The sequence below is a fragment of the Streptomyces sp. RKAG337 genome (assembly GCF_023701715.1).
In the GTDB taxonomy this organism is placed as follows: domain Bacteria; phylum Actinomycetota; class Actinomycetes; order Streptomycetales; family Streptomycetaceae; genus Actinacidiphila.
Genome location: NZ_JAJOZA010000001.1, coordinates 633,749 through 653,073 on the forward strand (window position 1 = coordinate 633,749; position 19,325 = coordinate 653,073).

A 19,325-nucleotide genomic window follows, 5' to 3' on the forward strand; every position below is an offset into this window, starting at 1 on the left:
GATGGATGGCATCGTCGTGCTGGGGAGCTGCCGCGGCGGCAGCTCCTCCGAAATTGGCGTTCACGGGGCGATGCGCCCCTGGTGGCCCCGGATCGGCCGGCCGGCGGGTCCTTGCCCGCCGGCCGGGGCGGGTGCCCGTCAGCCCCAGGCGCCGGCGATCTGGCGGGTCGTGGCGTTGAGGCGGTTGAACATGTTGGTGACGCCGATCATCAGGACGATCGCGGCCAGCTGCTTCTCGTCGAAGTAGGTGGCGGCCGTGTCCCAGACCTCGTCGCTCACCGGGTCGGAGGTGTCGGCCAGCCGCGTCGCGGCCTCGGCCAGCGCGAGGGCCGCCCGCTCCTCGTCGGTGAAGTACGGGGCTTCCCTCCAGGCGACGACCGTGGCCAGCCGCTCGTCGCTCACTCCGGCCTTGCGGGCCGACTTGGCGCCGCCGTCGACGCAGGCGCTGCAGCCGTTGATCTGGCTGACCCGCAGATGCACCAGCTCCAGCGTCTGGCCGTCCACCCCTCCGGAGTGCACCGCCTTGAAGAGCTGCTGGATGGGCTGCATCGCGTCGGACAGTACGGCGGCGGGGTTCTGCATACGGGACTGCATCTCGGTCTGCTCCTCGTGTCGTTCGGTACCCCGTTCTCCCCGGGGTGTGACTCCATAACAGCCGTTCCCGCCCGCCACGACGACGGCGATGGGACGCCCTGGGACAGCTGGAACAGCCTTGACCAGCGGAGAAACGGCCCGGAATACTTCGGCCGGAGCGGGACAGGGAGACGGGGGAATGGTGGACATGGAACAGCGAACAGCCAAGGCCGACCCACAGGACGAACTGTCCGCCCGACTGCGCATGCTGCAGGAGCTGTCCGGGCTCGGCGTCCGGGCTCTCGCGAAGGACGCCGGACTCAGCTCGTCATCGCTGTCGCGCTACCTCAGCGGACAGACCGTGCCACCCTGGCCTGCGGTGATCGCCCTTTGCCGGCTCGTCAAGCGCGACCCCCGCCCGCTGCGACCCCTGTGGGAACGGTCCTCGAACCCGTTGCCCGCGCCTCCGAAGGCCAGCCGGCTGGCCCAGCCGAAACCCCGCAACGATCTACCGCGTGACGTACCGGACTTCACCGGCCGTGAGACCCAACTCGCGGCCTTGCTCGCCGCGGTGGACAGTCACCAGGTGGTCGCCGTCGACGGCATGGCGGGCATCGGCAAGACCTGTCTGGCGGTGCACGCCGCGCACCGGCTCACCGACCGGTACCCGGACGCCCAGCTCTATGTGGACCTGCACGGATTCACCGAGGGCCGGGAGCCGTTCGATCCCGGTTCGGTACTGCGGATGCTGCTCGGCGCGCTCGGCGTCCCGTCCGAGAGGGTCCCGCAGGAGGGCGTGGAACAGCTGGCCGCCTGCTGGCGGTCGGAACTCGCCGGCCGGCGGGCCGTCGTGGTCCTCGACAACGCCGCCGACGCCGACCAGGTCCGCCCGCTGCTGCCCGGCGCCGGCCCCTCCGTCGCCCTGATCACGAGCCGCAACCGGCTGCTGGGCCTGGACGAGGTGCCCCCGGTCTCACTGGACGTGCTGAGCCCGCAGGAGAGCGCGGAGCTGCTGGCCCGGGCCAGCGGCGACCCCAGCGGCCCCGACGGCCGGCTGGCCCGCGATCCGCGGTCCGCCGCCGAGGTGCTGCGGCTGTGCGGCCATCTGCCGCTGGCCCTGCGGCTGGCGGCGGCCCGGCTGCGGCACCGGCCGGGCTGGACCGTCGGCGTCCTCGTCGAACGGCTGTCGGAGGGCGCGACCGAGTTCGACACCGCGTTCGCCATGTCCGTACGGCAGTTGGACCGCTCCAAGGCACGTCTGTTCCGGCTGCTGGGCCTGCTGCCGGGAACCGCCTTCGACGAGTACGTGGCGGCGGCCCTGGCGGACGTGCCGCTGAACAGCGCCCGGGAGATGCTGGAGGACCTGCTCGACGCACACCTGGTCCAGCAGCCCGCGACGGGCCGGTACCGGCTGCACGACCTGGTGCACCAGCACGCCCGACGGGCCTGCGAAGAGCAGGACTCACCGGCCGATCGGGAACGGGCGCTGGGCCGCTTCCTCGACTACTACGTGCACGCGGCGGCCGCCGCCGACGCCGCGCTGCCGGTCCTGTCGCCCGGCCGGCCGGCCTCCGCGGGCCGGCCCCCGGCCGCACTGCCGCGGTTCCCCGACAAGAACGCGGCTCTCGGCTGGCTCGTCTCGGAGTACGAAACGCTGATCGCCGTCTTCGAAACGGCGGTCGCCATCGGGGCCGATGTGCACGTGCGCGAGCTGCCGCGCTTCCTGCGGGCGTACTTCGCGCGGCGCTGCGGCACGACACACCTCAACTTCCTCTTCGAGCGGTCACTGGCCGCCGCGGAACGCCTGGGTGATCCGCTGCAACTGGCCGAGGCGCACAGCGACCTGGGCTTCGCGCGCTACAACGCGGGCCGGATGGCGGAGGCGGGCGCCGCGTACGAGGCGGCCGAACTGGGGCTGTCCCGGGCGGGGGACGTCCGTTCGGAGGCCGAACTGGCCATGCGCCGCGGCTATCTGAGATCGGACGAGGGGCATGTCGACGAGCCGCTCGAACTCTTCCGGCTGGCGGGGAAGTTGTACGAGGAGGCCGGCTGCCCGACGGGTTCGGCCCACGCGGCCGCGTCGGAGGCCTGGGCGATGCTGCAGCTGGGACACCGCGACCAGGCGGCGCAACGGGCCCGCGAGGTGCTCGACATTCCCCACGCGGACCCGTCCTGGCCGCCCACCCTGACGGCGCGGATCACCCTCGGCGTGGCCATCGCCGTCGATTCGCCTGACGAGGCGGCGGAACACCTGCACCAGGCGCTGGCACTGGCCCGCGAGGACGGGCACATGAACAACGAGGCCTGGTGCCTCAACTGCCTGGGCGTCGCGCTGCGGCAGATGGGCCGGTACGAGGAGGCGCTGGCCAGCCATCGGGAGGCGTTCGCGCTGTTGGACGAGCTGTTCGAGGACCACTGGAAGATCCATTTCCTCAACGGCTACGCCGAGACCTGCCGGCTCGCGGGCCTCCCCGACGAGGCCCTGCGGCTGCACCGGCAGGCGCTGGAGCTGGCCCCGAAACTGGGATTCCGGTCCGAGGAGGCGCTGGCCCACGAGGGGATCGCGATCGTGCTCGACGCAACGGATCCGACCGCGGCCGCCGAGCACCGCGCGGCGGGGCAGGCCGTCCTGCGGGAGCTCGATCCCGTGGCGTACTGATCGCGGGGCGGTGTCCGCAAGGGGGCGGCGGCCGGACGCCGGACGCCCACCCCAACGCCCGCCGCCCACCGCCCACCGCCCACGCCATCAGTAGACGTCGCGGACGTACCGCTTGTCGGACGCCAACCGCCGGACGTACGCGGCGGCCGACTCCTCGTCCAGGCCGCCGTGTACCGCGACGATCTCCCGCAGCGTCCGGTCGACGTCCTTGGCCATGCGGCCCGCGTCGCCGCAGACGTAGAAGTGGGCGCCGTCCTGGAGCCACCGCCACAGCCGCGGACCGTGCTCGCGCATCCGGTCTTGAACGTAGATCTTGTTGCGCTGGTCGCGTGAGAAGGCGACGTCGAGGCGGTCCAGCCGGCCGGAGGCGCGAAAGGCCTCCAGCTCCTGCTGGTAGTAGAAGTCGGTGGCCGCACGCTGCTCGCCGAAGAACAGCCAGTTGGGTCCGGTGTGACCACGGGCCTGCCGGTCCTCCAGGAAGCCGATGAACGGTGCGACGCCGGTGCCGGGACCCACCATGATCATGGGTGTGGCGGATCCGGCGGGCGGTCGGAAGTCCGGCGAGCGCTGGACGAACACCTGCACCGGACCGTCGTCGGCGCTGTCCGCCAGATACGTGGAACAGACGCCCGTCCGGTCCCGGCCGCGGTCGTTGGTGTAGCGGACGACGGACACCGTGAGGCGGACCTCACTGGGATGTGCCAGTGGGCTGGAGGAGATGGAGTACAGACGGGGCTGCAGTCGTTTGAGAACCGCGGCCCACTCGGCGGCGGAGGCCCGGACGGGGAAGGCGCCGACGACGTCGGCGGCCTGCCGGCCCCAGCTCCATTTCGCCAACTCGCCCGTGTTGTCGGGGCGCAGGAGCCGCTGGAGGTCGCGGTCGCCGGTGCGCGCGGTGACGAACTTGAGGAGGGCGGGGGTGATGCGGGTGATGTCGAAGCGGGTCCGCAGAGCTTCGCCGAGAGGGATGGCACCGCTGTCGGGGACGTCCACACTCTCGTCGGGGTCGAGGCCGGTGAGGGCGAGCCACTCGGCGACGAGTGCGGAGCCGTTCACCGGCCACACACCGAGGGCGTCGCCCGCCTCGTAGGCGAGTTCGGCGCCGCGTGTGTCGAAGGCGAACTGCCGTACCTCCTTCTGCGATCCGGGCAGACTGAGCAGGCGGTTCCCGATGAGCAGGGTCGCGAACGGGGACGCCTTGGAGAAGGCCGCGGGCGCGGCCGGCCGGGCCGTGGCGGAGGGTGCGACGGCGGTGGCGGGGGTGGTGGCCAGGGTGGTGGTGATCCGGTCGAGCCACTGCGCGGCGGCTTCGTCGTAGTCGGGTTCGCAGTCGGTACGCGGGTGCAGGCGGGTGGCGCCGAGTTCCGCGAGACGATCGTCCAGGCGGCGGCCGTGGCCGCAGAAGTCGTCGTAGCTGGAGTCGCCGAACGCCAGGACGGCGTACCGCACACCGTCCAGCCGGGCGGCATCGGGAGCGGTGAGACCCTGCCAGAAGGCGGCGCCGTTGTCGGGGGCGTCGCCGTCGCCGAAGGTGCTGGTGACGATCAGCAGGTCGGTGCCGGGCGTGAGCCGCTCGGGGGCCGCGTCGGCCATCGGGAGCAGGGTCGATACGCGTCCGGCCCCGGTGAGGTGGCCGACCGCGGTGGCGGCGAACTCCTCGGCGTTTCCGGTCTGCGAGGCCCACAGCACGAGCAGTTCCCGGGGCGGCGCGGCTTCGGGGGCCACGCCGGTGGCGGGGAGCACGGGAGCGGCAGGGGAGGCGGGGGCGGTGGAGGTGGTAGAGGTGGCAGGGGCGGCGGTTCGGGAGAACATGCCGGCCAGCACGCCGTCCACCCACAGAGCCGTCCCGGGGTCGAAGGGCGCGTCCGCGGGCAGCACCGGGACACCACCGGACGGCGCCAGGGCGACACCGGAGAGGAATCCGGACAGGTAGCGGCGCTCCTGTTCGCCCAGTACCGGCGCGGGGAGGTCGGTCAGACCGAACAGTGTGGTCAGCGCGGTCAGCGCGGGGACGGCCGCGGCCGGCTCGGGCGACTCGGGCGACTCGTCGCGGGTCGGCGGTGCGGCGGGCACCGCGTGCGACTGCTGCTCCTGGACCCCGCGGCCGACTCCGAGGCCGACCCCTGGGTCGGTCTTCCTGGGTGCCGGGGCCGCCACCACGCGCAGCGCCACGGCACAGGCCTTGAACTCGGGCTGGAACGAGATCGGGTCGACGGCGTCGTTCGTGACGGCGTTGATGCCGAGGTATTCGCCGAAGAGGTCGTTCCAGTGGAACGGCGCGAAGCAGTTCCCCGGGCGTACCCGGTCGGTGACGACGGCGGGCAGGACGGCACGACCACGGCGGGAGGCGACCTCGATGTGGTCGCCGTCCCGGGCGTCCATGGCGGCGGCGTCGTCGGGGTGCAGTTCGACGAACGGACCGGGGTTGAGCCGGTTGAGTCTGGCGACCCTTCCGGTCTTGGTGAGGGTGTGCCACTGGTGCTGGAGCCGCCCGGTGTTGAGGACGAACGGGTAGTCGTCGTCGGGGAGTTCGGCCGCCGGCAGGTGCGGGCGGGCGAAGAACTGCGCGCGGCCGGTGGGGGTGGGGAACGCCAGCCGGGGCCGGGTGCCGTCCGTGCGTTCCAGCAGGCTCTGGCTGACGCCGTCGTTGAGATAGCGGATCGGGTTGCGGTCGCCGCCGTCCGGGGACGGGGCCGGCCACTGCACCGGCGTCTCGCGCAGCCGCCGGTAGCTGACGCCGCGCAGATCCCAGCCGGTCTTCGGGTTCCAGGCCCGCTTGAGCTCCTCGAAGACGTCCTCGGCGCCCGCGTAGGTGAAGGCGTCGGCGAAACCCATCTCGCAGGCGACGCGGGCGATGAGCTGCCAGTCGGGCAGCGCCTGCCCTGGCGGGTCGACGACGCCCTGGACGAGGGTGAGGTTCCGCTCCGAGTTGATCATGATGCCGTCGGACTCGGCCCACAGCGTGGCGGGCAGCAGGACGTCGGCGTACGCGTTGGTCTCGGTCTCCGCGAACACGTCCTGCGTGATGACCAGTTCGGCGGCCTCCAGACCGGCGATGACGGTCCTGCGGTTGGCGACGGAGGCGACCGGGTTGGTGCAGATGATCCAGCACGCCTTGATGTCCCCGGCGGCCATCCGCTCGAACATCTCCACCGTGCCCCGCCCGACCGCGGTCCGCAGCGTGCCCGCCTCGACGCCCCACAGGTCCTCGATGAAGGCACGCTCCTCGTCCACGAGGACGGAGCGCTGGCCGGGCAGGCCCGGTCCCATGTAGCCCATCTCGCGGCCGCCCATCGCGTTGGGCTGGCCGGTGAGGGAGAACGGCCCGCTGCCGGGGCGGCAGATCGCCCCGGTGGCGAGGTGCAGGTTGACCAGGGCGTTGGTGTTCCAGGTGCCGTGCGTGGACTGGTTGAGCCCCATCGTCCAGCAGCTCATCCACTCCCCCGCCTCGCCGATCCACCGCGCGGCCCGCCGGATGTCCGCCTCCGGTATCCCGGTGATCTCGGCGACCTTCGCGGGCGGGTGGTCGGCCAGGAAGGAGGGCAGCTCCGCCCAGCCGTCGGTGAACTCCGCGATGAACGCCTCGTCCGTGTGGCCGTTCGCCACCAGCAGGTGCAGCAGTCCGTTCAGCAGGGCCAGGTCCGTGCCCGGCTTGATCTGCAGGAACAGGTCGGCCTTGGCGGCGGTGGCGGTGCGCCGTGGATCGACGACGATGAGCTTCGCCCCGGCCGACTTGACCCGGTCCATCATCCGCAGGAACAGGATCGGATGGCAGTCGGCCATGTTCGCGCCGATCACGAAGAACGCGTCCGCGTGGTCGAAGTCCTGGTACGAGCCGGGCGGGCCGTCCGCACCCAGCGACAGCTTGTAGCCGGAGCCTGCACTGGCCATGCACAGCCGGGAGTTGGACTCGATCCGGTTCGTCCGCACGAAGCCCTTGGCCAGCTTGTTCGCCAGGTACTGCGCCTCCAACGACATCTGCCCGGATACGTAGAACGACAGCGCGTCCGGCCCGTGCTCGTCCAGAATCGCGCGCAGCCGCCCGGCGACCGCCGTGATCGCCGCGTCCACGTCCGTCCGCACGGGCTCGGCACCGCGCTCGGCCCGGATCAGCGCCGTGCCGGCCCGCCCGGTGGCGGCCATCATGTCCGCGCTCGTCGAGCCCTTCGTGCAGAGCCGCCCGAAGTTCGCCGGGTGCTTCCTGTCACCGGAGACCTTGGCGACGGTCCGCCGGCCGGTGGAGGCGTCCCGCCCGATGTCGAGCACGACGCCGCAGCCGACCCCGCAGTACGAGCAGACCGCCCGCACACTGTCCGCCTCCGACCCTGGCGCCGTCACCGTCACTCCCTCCCCGGGGCTCGCAGCCCTCGCCCCGTGCCCGCCGGGCGTGGAGCGGCGGGTGTGGAGCGGCGGGCGGTGGGACGTTCCCACGGTCGCCACCCTAGGAAGGCGGCATTACCGGGTGGTCACGGCGCGTGGGTACAGGGGGTTAACCGGATCGCACAGGGCACTCCGCGCAGGTGTGAGCGCCAGGTTCCCGGCCGCGGGACGACCTCGGTCCTGGCGCGGCCGTCGACACCGCTGCACCGCGCCAGGTGTGTCGCACACGGACAGGTGAACCGGGTTCCTCAGCGCTTTCAGGTCACTAGGGGCGGGAGCCGTGCAGCTCCCATTCCCACAGGGCCTCGCACAGCAGGTCCAGGCCCTGGCGCAGGTGGCGCCGGTAGGTGCCGTACGGCAGGCTCAGGCGGCGGGCGGCGGCCTCCTGGGTGGGGGCGCCGGAGAAGTAACTCGCCGTCAGTGCGTCGCGGGCCCGCACTCCGCGCGGGTCGCGGGCGAGGTCGTCAACGGCCTGGCGCAGCAGGGCGCGCAATTCCTCGACGGGGTCCGTGAAGTCGGCCGCCAGGCGGGCGCGCATCAGGGCGCAGGCCGCGAAGGCGCCTGGGTCGCGCCAGTGCGACAGGGCTTCGCGCACGGCCTGGTCGAACGCGCTGCGCGAGCCGTGCGGTGGTCCGGACTCGGCGGGCGCGTCGGGAGCCGATATGAAGCGGCCGATCCAGGCCTCGACGGGCACCTGTCGCCAGTCGACGCCGAACAGCCCGTAGGTGTGCTCACCGACCAGCGGTCGCGCACCGGTGTCGGCGAGGCTGCCCCTGACGCGCTCGGCCCAGGCGTCGGCGTCGCGCCAGACGGCGAAGCCGTATGCGCGGCCGCGGGCGCGGGCGGCCTCCGCCTGGGCGCGGGAACTGCTCAGGTCGATGACGCGCGAGGGGACCTGGTACCGCTCGGGGTAGACCGAGAAGCGGCTCACGCCGATGTGATCGCCGGGGCTCACCGGCGCCGTGGCGTCGGTGTACGCCCAGGCGGCCGCGATCACGGGATCGGTGGCCAGGTCCTGGGGGTCGGGAGGGGCCGGCAGGGCGAGTCGGGCCGTGAACGCCACGATCCGGCCCGTGCTCACCAGACGGTAGACGCTGAAGGCCTGCGGCTGGCGCCGCGCCCAGTAGCGGACCAGATCCGCGGATTCCGGGCCCTCGGTCTCCTCGGCCATGCGCAGTACGGCGTCGAGGTCGTCCGGGTGCAGCGGACGGTCGTGCACCTCGTCCTCACGGGACCACGTGCGCAGTCGCGCGAGGATCTCCACCTCACGGAAGAGGTAGAAGAGTTCGTCGGTGACCGTCCAGACCCGCTCCTCGGGTGCCTCGCGCAGCAGGCGCATGTACTCCTCCGCCAGCCGCAGGCGCATCGTCACGTAGGCGTTGGGTGCCCGCCAGCGCAGGTCGGCGGCGAGGGTCTCGCGGGCGGCGTCGTGCGGGTGGAGCCCCCGGTGCGTGGACTCCATGAAGGGCAGCTCCCGCAGCCAGCCGAAGAGCAGATGGGCGTCCTCCTCGGGCAGTACCGCGGACAGCAGCTCCTCGGACGTCGAATGTGCCTGCGCCACCACCTCCAGGGCGCGGCGGTGCGCTGCCGTCGGCACCTCTCCGATCAGCCCCGCCAGCAGGGTGCGCAGGACGTCGGCCGAGGGCGCCCACGTCTCCTCCCTGTTCCAACCCGTCGAATCCGCTGCCGCGGCGAGGGACAGGGCCAGCGGGTTGCCTCCGGCGAAGCGGAGCACCAGGTCCCGCAGTTCGGGCCGGATCCGCGCCGCGACCAGCAGGCTCCGGGCCTGCTCCGCGGAGAACGGCTGCAGTTCGGTCACGTGCAGGAGCCCGGCCCAGGCGGGGTCGGAGCTCCACTGCGGCTGCGGTGCGAGCCGACCGCCCAGGACGACCAGGGCGCCGTCCGCGGCGCGCGGCAGGAAGTGGTGCCACAGCCAGCTCTCCAGCCACTGGCACTTCTCGAAGGAGTCCACGAACAGGACCGTTCCGGCGACGTCCAGGAACGGGGCGGCCGCGCGCTCGAAGTCGGCCGGATCCCGGCCGACGAAACGGCCGTCCAGTTCGACGAGCGGCCGGCCCGCCTTACGGGCGTGGTCCGCCAGGCGCCGCAGCAGCGTCGACTTCCCGATGCCACCCGGCCCGGACACGTAGAACGCGAACGGCGCCTGCGGATCGCAGGCCAAAGCCGCCGCGAAGCGAGCGAGTTCATCGTCCCGGCCGATGAAGGCCTGTACTCGCGCGCTGCTCAGTCTCTCTCCGATGGAGACCATGGCGGCTCCCCTCCGCTCGTCTCAGCTCCGGACAACGCAGCCCGGAAGTTCCCTCCGAACCTCGCGGTGACCGGCACCGGCACTGCCTCCGCCACCGGCGCGAGGCATGTGTGGCGGCGGTCCGGCCCGCCCGTCACTTGATGGTTCCCAGGTTTTGGTCGTCGTCGTGGCCCGTGACCAGAAGGGTGGTCTCCTCGACGCACTGGAATCGCCCGTCGGGGGCGAACCGGGCGAAGAGGTACACCTCGGTGCGTGAGGTGCGGCCGTTGTTCCTGGTGACGGTGACGGAATGGCGGTCCGCGTAGCGCGGACCGTCGCGGAATTCGTCGTGGACCTCGATGTGCCCGCTGAGCACCACGGAACGGAGACGGGTCATGTGCTGGGTGAAGCCGGCCCGGTCGCTCCACTCGCCGTTGGTGCGCTGGCGGTAGTCGGGCGTGAAGTGCCGGTCGATGGCTTCGTCGAGGTCGAGGCCCGGGGTGAACAGCAGGTCGTTGATGGCTCGGGTGATGTCGGTCGGAGTCATCGCTGTTCTCTCCCGGTGGGGGTGGTGGTCGTGCGCACGGCAGGCCCTGACTCCTGGAGCAAGGGAGGATAGGGCGCCGGCCGACCTGGTAGAGGGCAGGACGAGGGGCCGGGTTCCGCCCTGGCCGGTGCACCTTCGTGGACCGGTGTGAAGTCCAGCGACAGGGCGGCGGGACCGCGGGTGTACAGGCCGGTCTCGCGGTAGCGGAAGCCGGGGCTGTAGCGGACCTGGTCGAGCAGGGGGAGCAGTAGCGCGGCCACCGTCTCGATTTCGGCGCGGGCGAAGGCCGCGCCGACGCACTGGTGGAGTCCGGTGCCGAAGGCCAGGTGCTGGGCGGCGGCGGTGAAGGAGCGATCGGTGCCCAGGTCCTGGCGGTGGATGTCGAAGGTGTCCGGGGCACTGAAGGCGTCGGGGTCGCGGTTCGCCGCGCCGATCATGCAGAAGACGGTGGCCCCTGCCGGGACGACGGTGCCGGCGAACACCGCGTCCTTCTCCGCTTGGCGGGGAACGAGCTGGACGGGCGGGGTGTACCGCAGCGTCTCGGCGATCGCGGCCGACAGCAGGGCCGGGTCCTGGCGGACCTGCGCCAGCTGCTCGGGGTGGTCGACCAGATGCTTGAAGAGGAGCCCGAGGGTTTTGTCGGCGGGCTCGACGGCGGCGACCAGGACGTTGATGATCAGCGCGGTGACGTCGCGGTCGCTCATGGCGATGCCGTCGAACCCGGCCGTGCACAGCTTCGATATCAGGTCCTCGCCGGGGAGGCGGCGCCGCTGTTCGATGACGGGGGCGAGGTAGGCCTCCAACTGCTCGGCACAGTCCAGGCAGTGCCGACGGCGTTCGGGAGTGAGGCCCATGCTGGTGATGAACTCGCCGACCCCGTTGAGCCAGCCGGAGACCTGCTGCCAGTCCTGTTTGTCCAGGCCGAGGACATCGAGTGTCACATAGACGGCGAAGGGCTTGCCGAAATCGTTGACGAGGTCCATCCGTCCCCGGGGAAGAAAGGGCGCGACGAGCTCGGCGGCGTCGGCGTGGATGGCGCGGGTCTGCTCCTGCAGCGCCTGTCCGGTGAAGCCCCTGACGACGATCTTCCGCTTGGCGGTGTGCTCGGCCCCGGTCATCTGGGCGAGGACCGGTCCGCGCATCACCGGCTCGGCGCGCACCTGAAGTGTCTCGGTGGTGAACGCCTCGTGATCGGTCAGCACCCGCTTCACGTCCCGATGGCGGGAGAGGAAGTAGCTGTCGATGGCCGGCTCGTAGTGCACCGGTGACCGGTCCCTCAGCCCGGCGAAGTACCGGTAGGGATCGGCGGCGAAGTCCTCGGACAAGACGCTGAAGCGAGGATCAACCATGGGCACGGCGGCCTTTCAAGGGGAACGGGCGCGGAGGGAACGCTGCGGCAGCGGCAGGCGATTCGGTGGTGGCAGGCGCTTCGGTGGTGGCGGTGGTGGCGATGGCGGTCAACAACTCTGATCGAGATGTGGGATTCGCCGGGAAGTGAATCCGGCCGATGAAGATCCGCTGACCGAGTTCTCAGGCCGTCGGTAAGCGCCACGTGATGCGCCGACGCTGGCGACGGGGAGCGGAACGGGGACCGGGACCGGAGTGGTCGTCCGCAGACGCGTACGTCATGCGCGGACGGCGGAGCACCGCCTGCCGACCCACGGCCGGGCAGGCAACTCGCACTCTGGACAACGCTGTCGGCCCCTACGTCGGGACGGTCGATGAGGTCTACCGTCGGGATGACTCGACGCCGACCCACCCATGGAAATTGTTGGGTGGACTATAACCCGGAGATCCGCCGGGACGTGAGGCTCTGGGATCGCGGCAGGTCAGGCCCCTGACGATGGGCTGATCAGCCGACCGTTCACCGGCGGGAACGGGTGGACAGGTGCGGACAGGAGTGGACAGTGCCCGCCCCTGCCGGGCCTGGAATGTGGACAGCGCCCGGCACGAAGCTCTGCGTCATGAACCTCCGACGCACACAAAAGGGCCGGACGCCCCCAACCCCTCGGTCCCGTCCTCGGCCGGCGGCCGTGCTCGCGGCGCTCGCCGCGGCCCAGTTCACCGTCATGCTCGCCACGTCGATCGTGAACGTGGCGCTGCCCCAGATCCGCGCGGGGGTGGGCCTGTCGGACGGCGGCACCACGTGGGTGGTCAACTCCTACGGCCTGGCGTTCGGGGCGCTGCTCCTGGCGGGCGGGCGGGCGGCCGACCTGCTCGGGCGCCGCCGGGTGCTGATCGCCGGCCTCACGCTGTTCGCGGTGTCCTCGCTGGCGGCAGGAGTGGCCGCCTCCCCCGGCGTCCTGATCACCGCCCGCGCCGTTCAGGGCCTCGGCGCCGCCGCCATCGCCCCGGCCGCGCTCGCTCTGACGATGGACCTGTTCCCGTCCGGCCCCGGGCGTGGCCGGGCGTTGGGGGTGTGGGGCGCGGTCTCCGGTGCGGGAGGGGCGGGCGGCGTCCTGCTGGGCGGTGTGCTCACCCAGGCCTGGGGCTGGCCCTGGATCTTCTACGCCGTCGCCCTCGGGGCGGCGCTGGTCCTGGTCGCCGTGGCGGCCCTCGTGCCGCGGGAGGCGGCCGGGCACAAGGCCGGCCAGAAGGCCGGGCGGTTCGACCTGTTGGGGACCGCCACCGTCACACTCGCCCTGACCTGCCTGGTCTGGGGGCTGACCACCGCACGCGGCGCCGGCTGGACGGACGGCCGGGTGCTCGGCACCCTCCTCGGCGCCGCCGTGTTGCTCGCGGCCTTCGCCGTGATCGAGCTTCGCCGACCGAACGCGCTGATCCCACCGCGGCTGTTCACCACCGGCCGCGTCGCGTCGGGCAACCTGCTGATGGCGCTGCTGGGATCCGTGTGGATCGCCCTGTTCTTCTTCCTGCCGCTCTACCAGCAACTGGTGCTCGGATCGAGCCCCTTGGTCACCGGTGCGGGCCAACTCCCGCTCGCCGGCGCCAACATGCTCGGCGCCGCCATGGCGCCCCGCATCTCCCGGCGCATCGGCGGCACCGCGACCGTGACCGCGGCCCTGCTCACCGAGGCCGCCGGACTGCTGTGGCTGTCACGGATCAGCGCCGACGGGAGCTACCTCGGCGACGTCCTCGGTCCGAGCATCCTGATCGGCCTCGGTCTGAGCATCGCCTTCGTCCAGCTCACCGCGTTCGCCGTGGACGGCGTCCCGCGACAGGACGCGGGCCTGGCCGGCGGACTCGTGAACACCACCCGCCAGGTCGGCGGTGCGATCGGCCTCGCCGCCCTGACCACCCTGGCCGGTTCCGTCACCGCCCACGCGGCCACGCACCAACCCCACCTGGAAGCCCTCACCGCCGGCTACCGCGCTGTCTTCACCGTCGCCGCCGCGGTCCTCGCCGCAACGGCCCTCCTCGCGGTGCTCCTCACCCGCTGCATCAGCCCGCGGAGCACGACCCCCAGCACCACAACCGGCACCACAGCGGGCACCGCGACCGCCACCGCGGCCGGCCCGGCCACCGACCCGCGACCCGCCTGAGCCGCGCCACCCAACCCTCAGCACCCCACATCTCACGTCTCACGTCTCACGTCTCACGTCCACGGAAAGAGGTTCCTGCCATGACTGCTGCGAAGCCCTACCTGACCGGCCACTACGCCCCCGTCGCCGACGAGATCACCGCCACCGAGCTCACCGTCGAGGGCCACCTGCCCCCCGAGCTGACCGGCCGGCTGATCCGTAACGGCCACAACCCCAAGCCCGGCATCACTCCGACCCACTGGTTCAAGGGCAGCGGCATGGTGCACGGCATCCGGCTCCGCGAGGGCCGCGCCGAGTGGTATCGCAACCGGTGGGTGCACACCCCGGCCCTCGACGGCGCCCCCTACATGACCGACAAGGGGCCCGACCTGACCGCGAGCACCGCCGGCACCCATGTCATCGAGCACGGCGGCCGGCTGCTGGCCCTCTGCGAGGCCAACCTCCCCTTCGAGCTCACCCGGGACCTGGAGACGGTCGGCGCCCATGACTTCAACGGCCGGCTGAAGACCGCCATGACCGCGCACCCCAAGGTCGATCCGGTGACCGGAGAACTCCACTTCTTCGCCTCCTCGCCCTTCCCGCCGTTCCTGACGTACTACGTCGCCGACGCCAAGGGCGAGATCGTCCACAGCGCCGAGATCCCGGGAGCGACCGCCTCCCTCAAGCACGACTTCGCCATCACGCGCCGCCACGTGGTCTTCATCGAGGGCAACGTCACGTTCGACCCCGCCGAGCACTCCGGCATCCCCTACGGCTGGAGCGACCAGCAGCCCGCCCGGATCGGCGTCATGCCCCGCGGAGGCGAGGGCGACCGGCAGATCCGCTGGTTCTCCATCGAGCCCGGCAACATGCTGCACGCGAGCAACGCGTACGAGGACGGCCAGGGGCGCATCGTGCTGGAAGGCCCCACCGTGGACCGCGAGGGCTTCCGGCTCTCGTGGAACTGGTGGGTCGGCGCGCCCGGCCGCGGCACCGAGCCCAACGCCCGCTCCTACACCCGCCGCTGGGTGATCGACCTGGCGGCCGGCACCGTCGACGAGCAGATCATCGACGATCTCGCGGTGGAGTTCCCGACCCTCAACGAGGACTACCTGGGCGCCGAGAACCGCTACCAGTACGCGGTGTCCTTCCCGGACCAGGAAGGCTTCGGCGGCTACGGCGTCGTCAAGTACGACCGCACCACCGGCGCCCGCCGCATCCACCAGATCGGCGACGCCCGGCTGCCGAGCGAGGCGGTGTTCGTCCCCGCGACCGGCGCCACCAACGAGGACGACGGCTATCTGCTCACCGTCGTCTCCGACCTGAAGCAGGACGCCTCACAGCTGCTGGTCCTGGACGCCTCCGGCCTCGACCGGATCGCCACCGTCCATCTGCCGCGCCGCGTGACCGCCGGCATCCACGGCTCCTGGATCCCCGACAGCGCCCTGGACGGAAGCGAAAGCTGACCCCGCTTCCCCCCGGAACACCCCGAACCACGTCTCCATCACCGTCTCGAGCAACGTCTCAAGCCACGTCTCGAACAAGGCCTCGGACCCGCACAGGCCGAGACCCACGACCAAGGAAAGTCGACATGACAAGAATCCGGAAGAACGCAGGCTGGATCGCCGCGGCCCTCTCCGCGCTCGTGGCCACCATCGCCGTACCGGCGCTCGCGCAGACCGAGGACGCCGGCTACCGCACCCCCGCCAACAGCATCGACTGGCACGCCTGCGCCGACACCGACTTCGCGCACATGCAGTGCGGGTCGATGCAGGTTCCGGTGGACTGGTCGCACCCCGGCGCCGGCAGCACCACCCTCGCCCTGGTCCGCCGCGCGGCGGACGACCAGGCGCACCGCCAGGGCACCCTGCTCCTGAACGACGGAGCCGGCGGCTCCTCCATCGAGCAGCTGCGGCTGGCGATGCACATCCACCTCCCGGCCTTCGCCGGCGCCATGACCCAGAACTTCGACCTGGTCGCCGTGGACCCGCGAGGTGTGGGGCACAGTACGCCGATCCTCTGCGCGGAACCCCTCAAGCCCGCCGGGGTCAGCCACTTCCCGCAGAACCAGGCCGCGTTCAACGCGCTCGTGTCCCATAACCGGGCCTTCGCCGAGGACTGCCAACGCCGCAACGGCCAGCTCATCGAGCACGTCGACCAGACCAGCACCGCGCGGGACTTCGAGGCGGTCCGGATCGGGCTGGGCGAGAAGCAGCTGAACTGGTACGGCATCCACTACAGCACGCTCCTCGGACGCACCTACGCCAAGCTCTTCCCCGGCCGGCTGCGCACCATGGTCCTCGACACCGCCCTGGACGACACCGGCTCGCCGCTCACCCGGGTCACCCAGGAGGCGGCCACCGCCGAGACGGCCTTCAACCGCTTCACCACCTGGTGCGCCACGTCGAAGGACTGCGCCCTGCACGGCAAGGACGTCGCGGCCGAGTACGACGCCCTCGTCGCCCGCGCCGACCGCACCCCGATCCCGACCGGGGGCGCGTCCCATCAGCCGCTGACCGGTGAGGACATCCGCGAGGCCAGCCAGGACTACCTGACCCTGTCCGGTCAGGCCTGGCCGGACTTCGCGAAGGCCATCGTCAAGGCCCAGGCGGGCGACCCGATGGACTTCACCCACGACCCGGACGACACCCTCGACCCGGTCCAGGTGCAGGTGCCGGCCTGCCTCGACGACACCCGCCCGGTGCACACCCTCGCCCAGCTCGCCCAGCTGGGGAAGGAACTCGCCCGGGTGTCCCCGCACCTCGGCGGCGCCGTGCGCTCCTACAAGGCCATCGCCGGCTGCCTCGGCTGGCCCACTCCGGCCCAGCCCGTCAAGGCGGGCGCCCCGGTCCACGGCGCACCGCCCGCACTGATCCTCCAGTCCACCCACCAGGCCCTCGCCCCCTTCCGTGCGGGCGCGGCCATGGCCGCCCAACTCCCGGGCAGCGTCGTCCTGGGCCATGAAGGCGACGACTACAGCATGTTCCTGGTCTCCAAGTGCGTCCTGGAAGCCACCAACCACTACCTGACCACCCGCACCCTCCCCGCCCCCGGCACGATCTGCACCGACTGAGAGCCACCGCCTTGCCAGAAGTGACCGTCCGGCGCCCGCGCCGGACGGTCACCCAGTTCCTCGCCGCACTCCGAACGGTGGTCTCACCACTCGGAGTGCGGCGAAGGGCCAGTGGATCGCACCGCCGGAGTGAGGCCTACTCCGGTTTCTCCGGGCGGACGCTGCCTATCCAGAGGGTGTCACGGGCGCGGGTCATGGCGACGAAGAGTTGTCTGCGGGCGAGTTCTCCGCGCTCGCGAGCGGTCTCCTCCTTCTCCTCGAGTTCACGGAGAGCGGCGTCGTGCTGGGGGAGATACACGTGCTTGAACTCCAGACCCTTGGCGCGCCGATAGCTTCCGAGTTTCACGGCCTCGACCGTGTGTCCGTCGTAGCGCTCCAGGAGGCAAACCGGAATTCCCGCCTGTCCGAGGAGCCGCTGGTAGTGGGAGACAGCGCGCAAGGACGGACAGAGCACCGCCATATCACCCCAGTCTTCACGAGTTCCCTGCAGCTGATTCGGGTTGGACGTTGCAGCATCCCGCGGGGTGTCACCGGGACGGAGGGCGTCGAGAAGGGCTCGATCGTGGTCGGTGATCGTGTGCTTCACGATGCGGATCACCCGGCCGTCGTGGTAGGTCAGGTCGACATCCCGGCGTCCTGGGATGTGCGTGCCGTCAATGTCTTCGAAGGCATCCTCGGCGACGATGTTCAGGGCTGCGTCCAGAATCTCCTTGGCGTTCCGGTAGTTGGTTCGCAGGACCTGCCCACGGTCGCCGCGGATGTCGACGCCGGCGTCGGACAGCCGGAATCCGCCGGGGTAGACGGCTTGCTGACCATCGCCGACAAGGAGCAGACCGTTGGGGGCGTCGCCGACCAGGGCGTGCAGGAGTTGCACGCCGACGAGGGTGAGATCCTGGACCTCGTCCACGATGACTGCTCCGTACGGTGAGCGGTCCGGGTGGGCGCGGGCCTCTGCGTGGGCGAGGGTGAGGATGTCGTTGAAGTCATGTACCCCGCGCTCGGTGCGGTTGTGCTCGTAGGCCTCGAACAGGGCCCACACCGCTTCGCGGTGGGTGCGCCGCAGCCCGGCCAGGCGGCGGCGTCTCGGTAATACCGCGTATTCGTTGAAGTCGGTGATGCCACGGCCTTTGATGACGTAGTCGATCTCTTCCTGCCAATACCGGTGCGCGGGGTCGATTTCTGTGAGGCAGCTGTCGCGGCCGACGTTCTTCCACGCATGGCTGAAGGCCGTCTCGGCCTTGTCGCCGTGCAGGCGGGTCGGGATACCACGCTCGTGGAGGAATTCCTGTGCCCAGGCGTGCAGACTGTGGAAGTGGACGCGGTCGGCCACCGCTGGAGCCATGGTCTGTAGGAATGTGCTCTGCACCCGGGGCAGGTTGTTGGCGAAGGTGACGTACAGGATCTGTCCGGTGGTCCGCTGCGCGAGGTAGGCGGCACGGTGCAGCGCGACCACCGTCTTGCCGGTGCCGGCAGGGCCGCTGATCCGGGCGGGCCCGGCCCACCTGCGACGTACGAGCGCGATCTGGTCGGGGTGCAGGAACGTCATCCACTGCTCGATCGGAGCCCGCCGCGCAGCCTCCATGGCAGCCTCACGCAATCCATCCGCATCGAATAGCCCGTCGGCAACTGGGGCCGGCGCCATGGGCTGCCGGGGAATCGCCGCAGCGTCCGTTCCGGATCGGGCGTCCGCGTCGACGGCGGATCCCTCGTAGGCGGGAAAGACGTGTTCGAGGTGATCAGCGATGGCGCGGATCATCGCGGAACGCAGCCTGTGTTTTTCGGACAGCAGCGCCGGCCCTACCTCGTACTCCCCCAGTAGCCGGATCCGACCCAGCGCGCTGTTCACCCGCCGACCCGCAAAGACCATCAGGGGCTGCACCGCGACCGGTGACAGACCGAGCGACGCCACGGCGTGCTCGGTTGTCCTCGTTACGGCCAACAGCTTGCCCACATCGCTGTCCCGGGATTCGCCGCCGGCACTCAGGCGGCCGTCAGTGACGTCGGGCGCGGAGCGCCAGTTCTTGACGTCGATGACGAAGACACCACCGGGGCCGACCAGCAGCATGTCGACGTTGCCGGACCGGGTCCCGGGCCAGCGCCGATCCACCAGCAGGCGCCAACCGCGTTCGGTGAGCACCAGCAACTGAGCGGCGACCCGGCGCTCGCCTTCGCTCCCCGCCTCCCAACGACGGGCCTGCCGCCGCGCGGCCTGCCATTGCTCGCGCAACTCGCGCTCGTGCCGCCGGGCCTCCTGGGCCCTGCGCGACGCCGATCCACCCGCTGCCATACCTGCCCCCTCGCACGCGGAGTGACGATCGTAGGACGCTACGCATACGTCGCGACAGACAGCACCGCACCCTGCT

At 71.3% G+C, this 19,325-nt stretch carries 10 protein-coding genes; 4 read left to right on the plus strand and 6 right to left on the minus strand.

Annotation, left to right across the window (positions count from 1 at the left end; all coding sequences use genetic code 11):
• Positions 1 to 138: 138 nt before the first annotated feature.
• Positions 139 to 594, minus strand: coding sequence for a carboxymuconolactone decarboxylase family protein (locus tag LNW73_RS02735; RefSeq protein WP_250978881.1), 456 nt, complete (start codon positions 592 to 594; stop codon positions 139 to 141).
• A gap of 187 nt (positions 595 to 781) precedes the next feature.
• On the opposite strand from LNW73_RS02735, the gene LNW73_RS02740 reads away from it, so the two are divergent.
• Positions 782 to 3,232 carry a tetratricopeptide repeat protein gene (locus tag LNW73_RS02740; RefSeq protein ID WP_250988714.1) on the plus strand — a complete coding sequence of 817 codons (2,451 nt, stop codon included), beginning with the start codon at positions 782 to 784 and terminating at the stop codon, positions 3,230 to 3,232.
• Positions 3,233 to 3,319: 87 nt separating this feature from the next.
• Here LNW73_RS02740 and LNW73_RS02745 read toward each other — a convergent pair whose 3' ends face one another.
• From LNW73_RS02745 to LNW73_RS02760, 4 genes are all read right to left on the minus strand, one after another.
• Positions 3,320 to 7,570, minus strand: a complete 4,251-nt coding sequence (locus LNW73_RS02745; RefSeq protein WP_250988715.1) for a molybdopterin-dependent oxidoreductase — start codon at positions 7,568 to 7,570, stop codon at positions 3,320 to 3,322.
• Positions 7,571 to 7,877: 307 nt separating this feature from the next.
• The gene (locus LNW73_RS02750; protein WP_250988716.1) at positions 7,878 to 9,881 is read right to left on the minus strand and encodes an ATP-binding protein; all 2,004 of its coding nucleotides are present in this window, start codon (positions 9,879 to 9,881) and stop codon (positions 7,878 to 7,880) included.
• A 133-nt stretch (positions 9,882 to 10,014) separates the two neighbouring features.
• The gene (locus tag LNW73_RS02755; RefSeq protein WP_250988717.1) at positions 10,015 to 10,407 is read right to left on the minus strand and encodes a nuclear transport factor 2 family protein; all 393 of its coding nucleotides are present in this window, start codon (positions 10,405 to 10,407) and stop codon (positions 10,015 to 10,017) included.
• Positions 10,404 to 11,756, minus strand: coding sequence for a cytochrome P450, cyclodipeptide synthase-associated (locus LNW73_RS02760; RefSeq protein ID WP_285390486.1), 1,353 nt, complete (start codon positions 11,754 to 11,756; stop codon positions 10,404 to 10,406). The genes LNW73_RS02755 and LNW73_RS02760 overlap by 4 nt, the downstream gene beginning before the upstream one ends.
• 684 nt (positions 11,757 to 12,440) lie before the next feature.
• Here LNW73_RS02760 and LNW73_RS02765 point away from each other — a divergent pair.
• The 3 genes from LNW73_RS02765 to LNW73_RS02775 all read left to right on the plus strand — a co-directional run bounded on the left by LNW73_RS02765 (position 12,441) and on the right by LNW73_RS02775 (position 16,962).
• Entirely contained in the window at positions 12,441 to 13,910 is a 1,470-nt protein-coding gene (locus LNW73_RS02765) for an MFS transporter (protein WP_250988718.1), read from the plus strand.
• An 80-nt stretch (positions 13,911 to 13,990) separates the two neighbouring features.
• Entirely contained in the window at positions 13,991 to 15,355 is a 1,365-nt protein-coding gene (locus LNW73_RS02770) for a carotenoid oxygenase family protein (RefSeq protein WP_250988719.1), read from the plus strand.
• A 125-nt stretch (positions 15,356 to 15,480) separates the two neighbouring features.
• Complete coding sequence (locus LNW73_RS02775; protein WP_250988720.1) at positions 15,481 to 16,962, plus strand: alpha/beta fold hydrolase; 1,482 nt, start codon at positions 15,481 to 15,483, stop codon at positions 16,960 to 16,962.
• Between the two features lie 136 nt (positions 16,963 to 17,098).
• Here the strand turns inward: LNW73_RS02775 and LNW73_RS02780 are convergent, their stop codons facing one another.
• Entirely contained in the window at positions 17,099 to 19,249 is a 2,151-nt protein-coding gene (locus tag LNW73_RS02780) for a nuclease-related domain-containing DEAD/DEAH box helicase (RefSeq protein WP_250988721.1), read from the minus strand.
• Positions 19,250 to 19,325 lie beyond the last annotated feature (76 nt).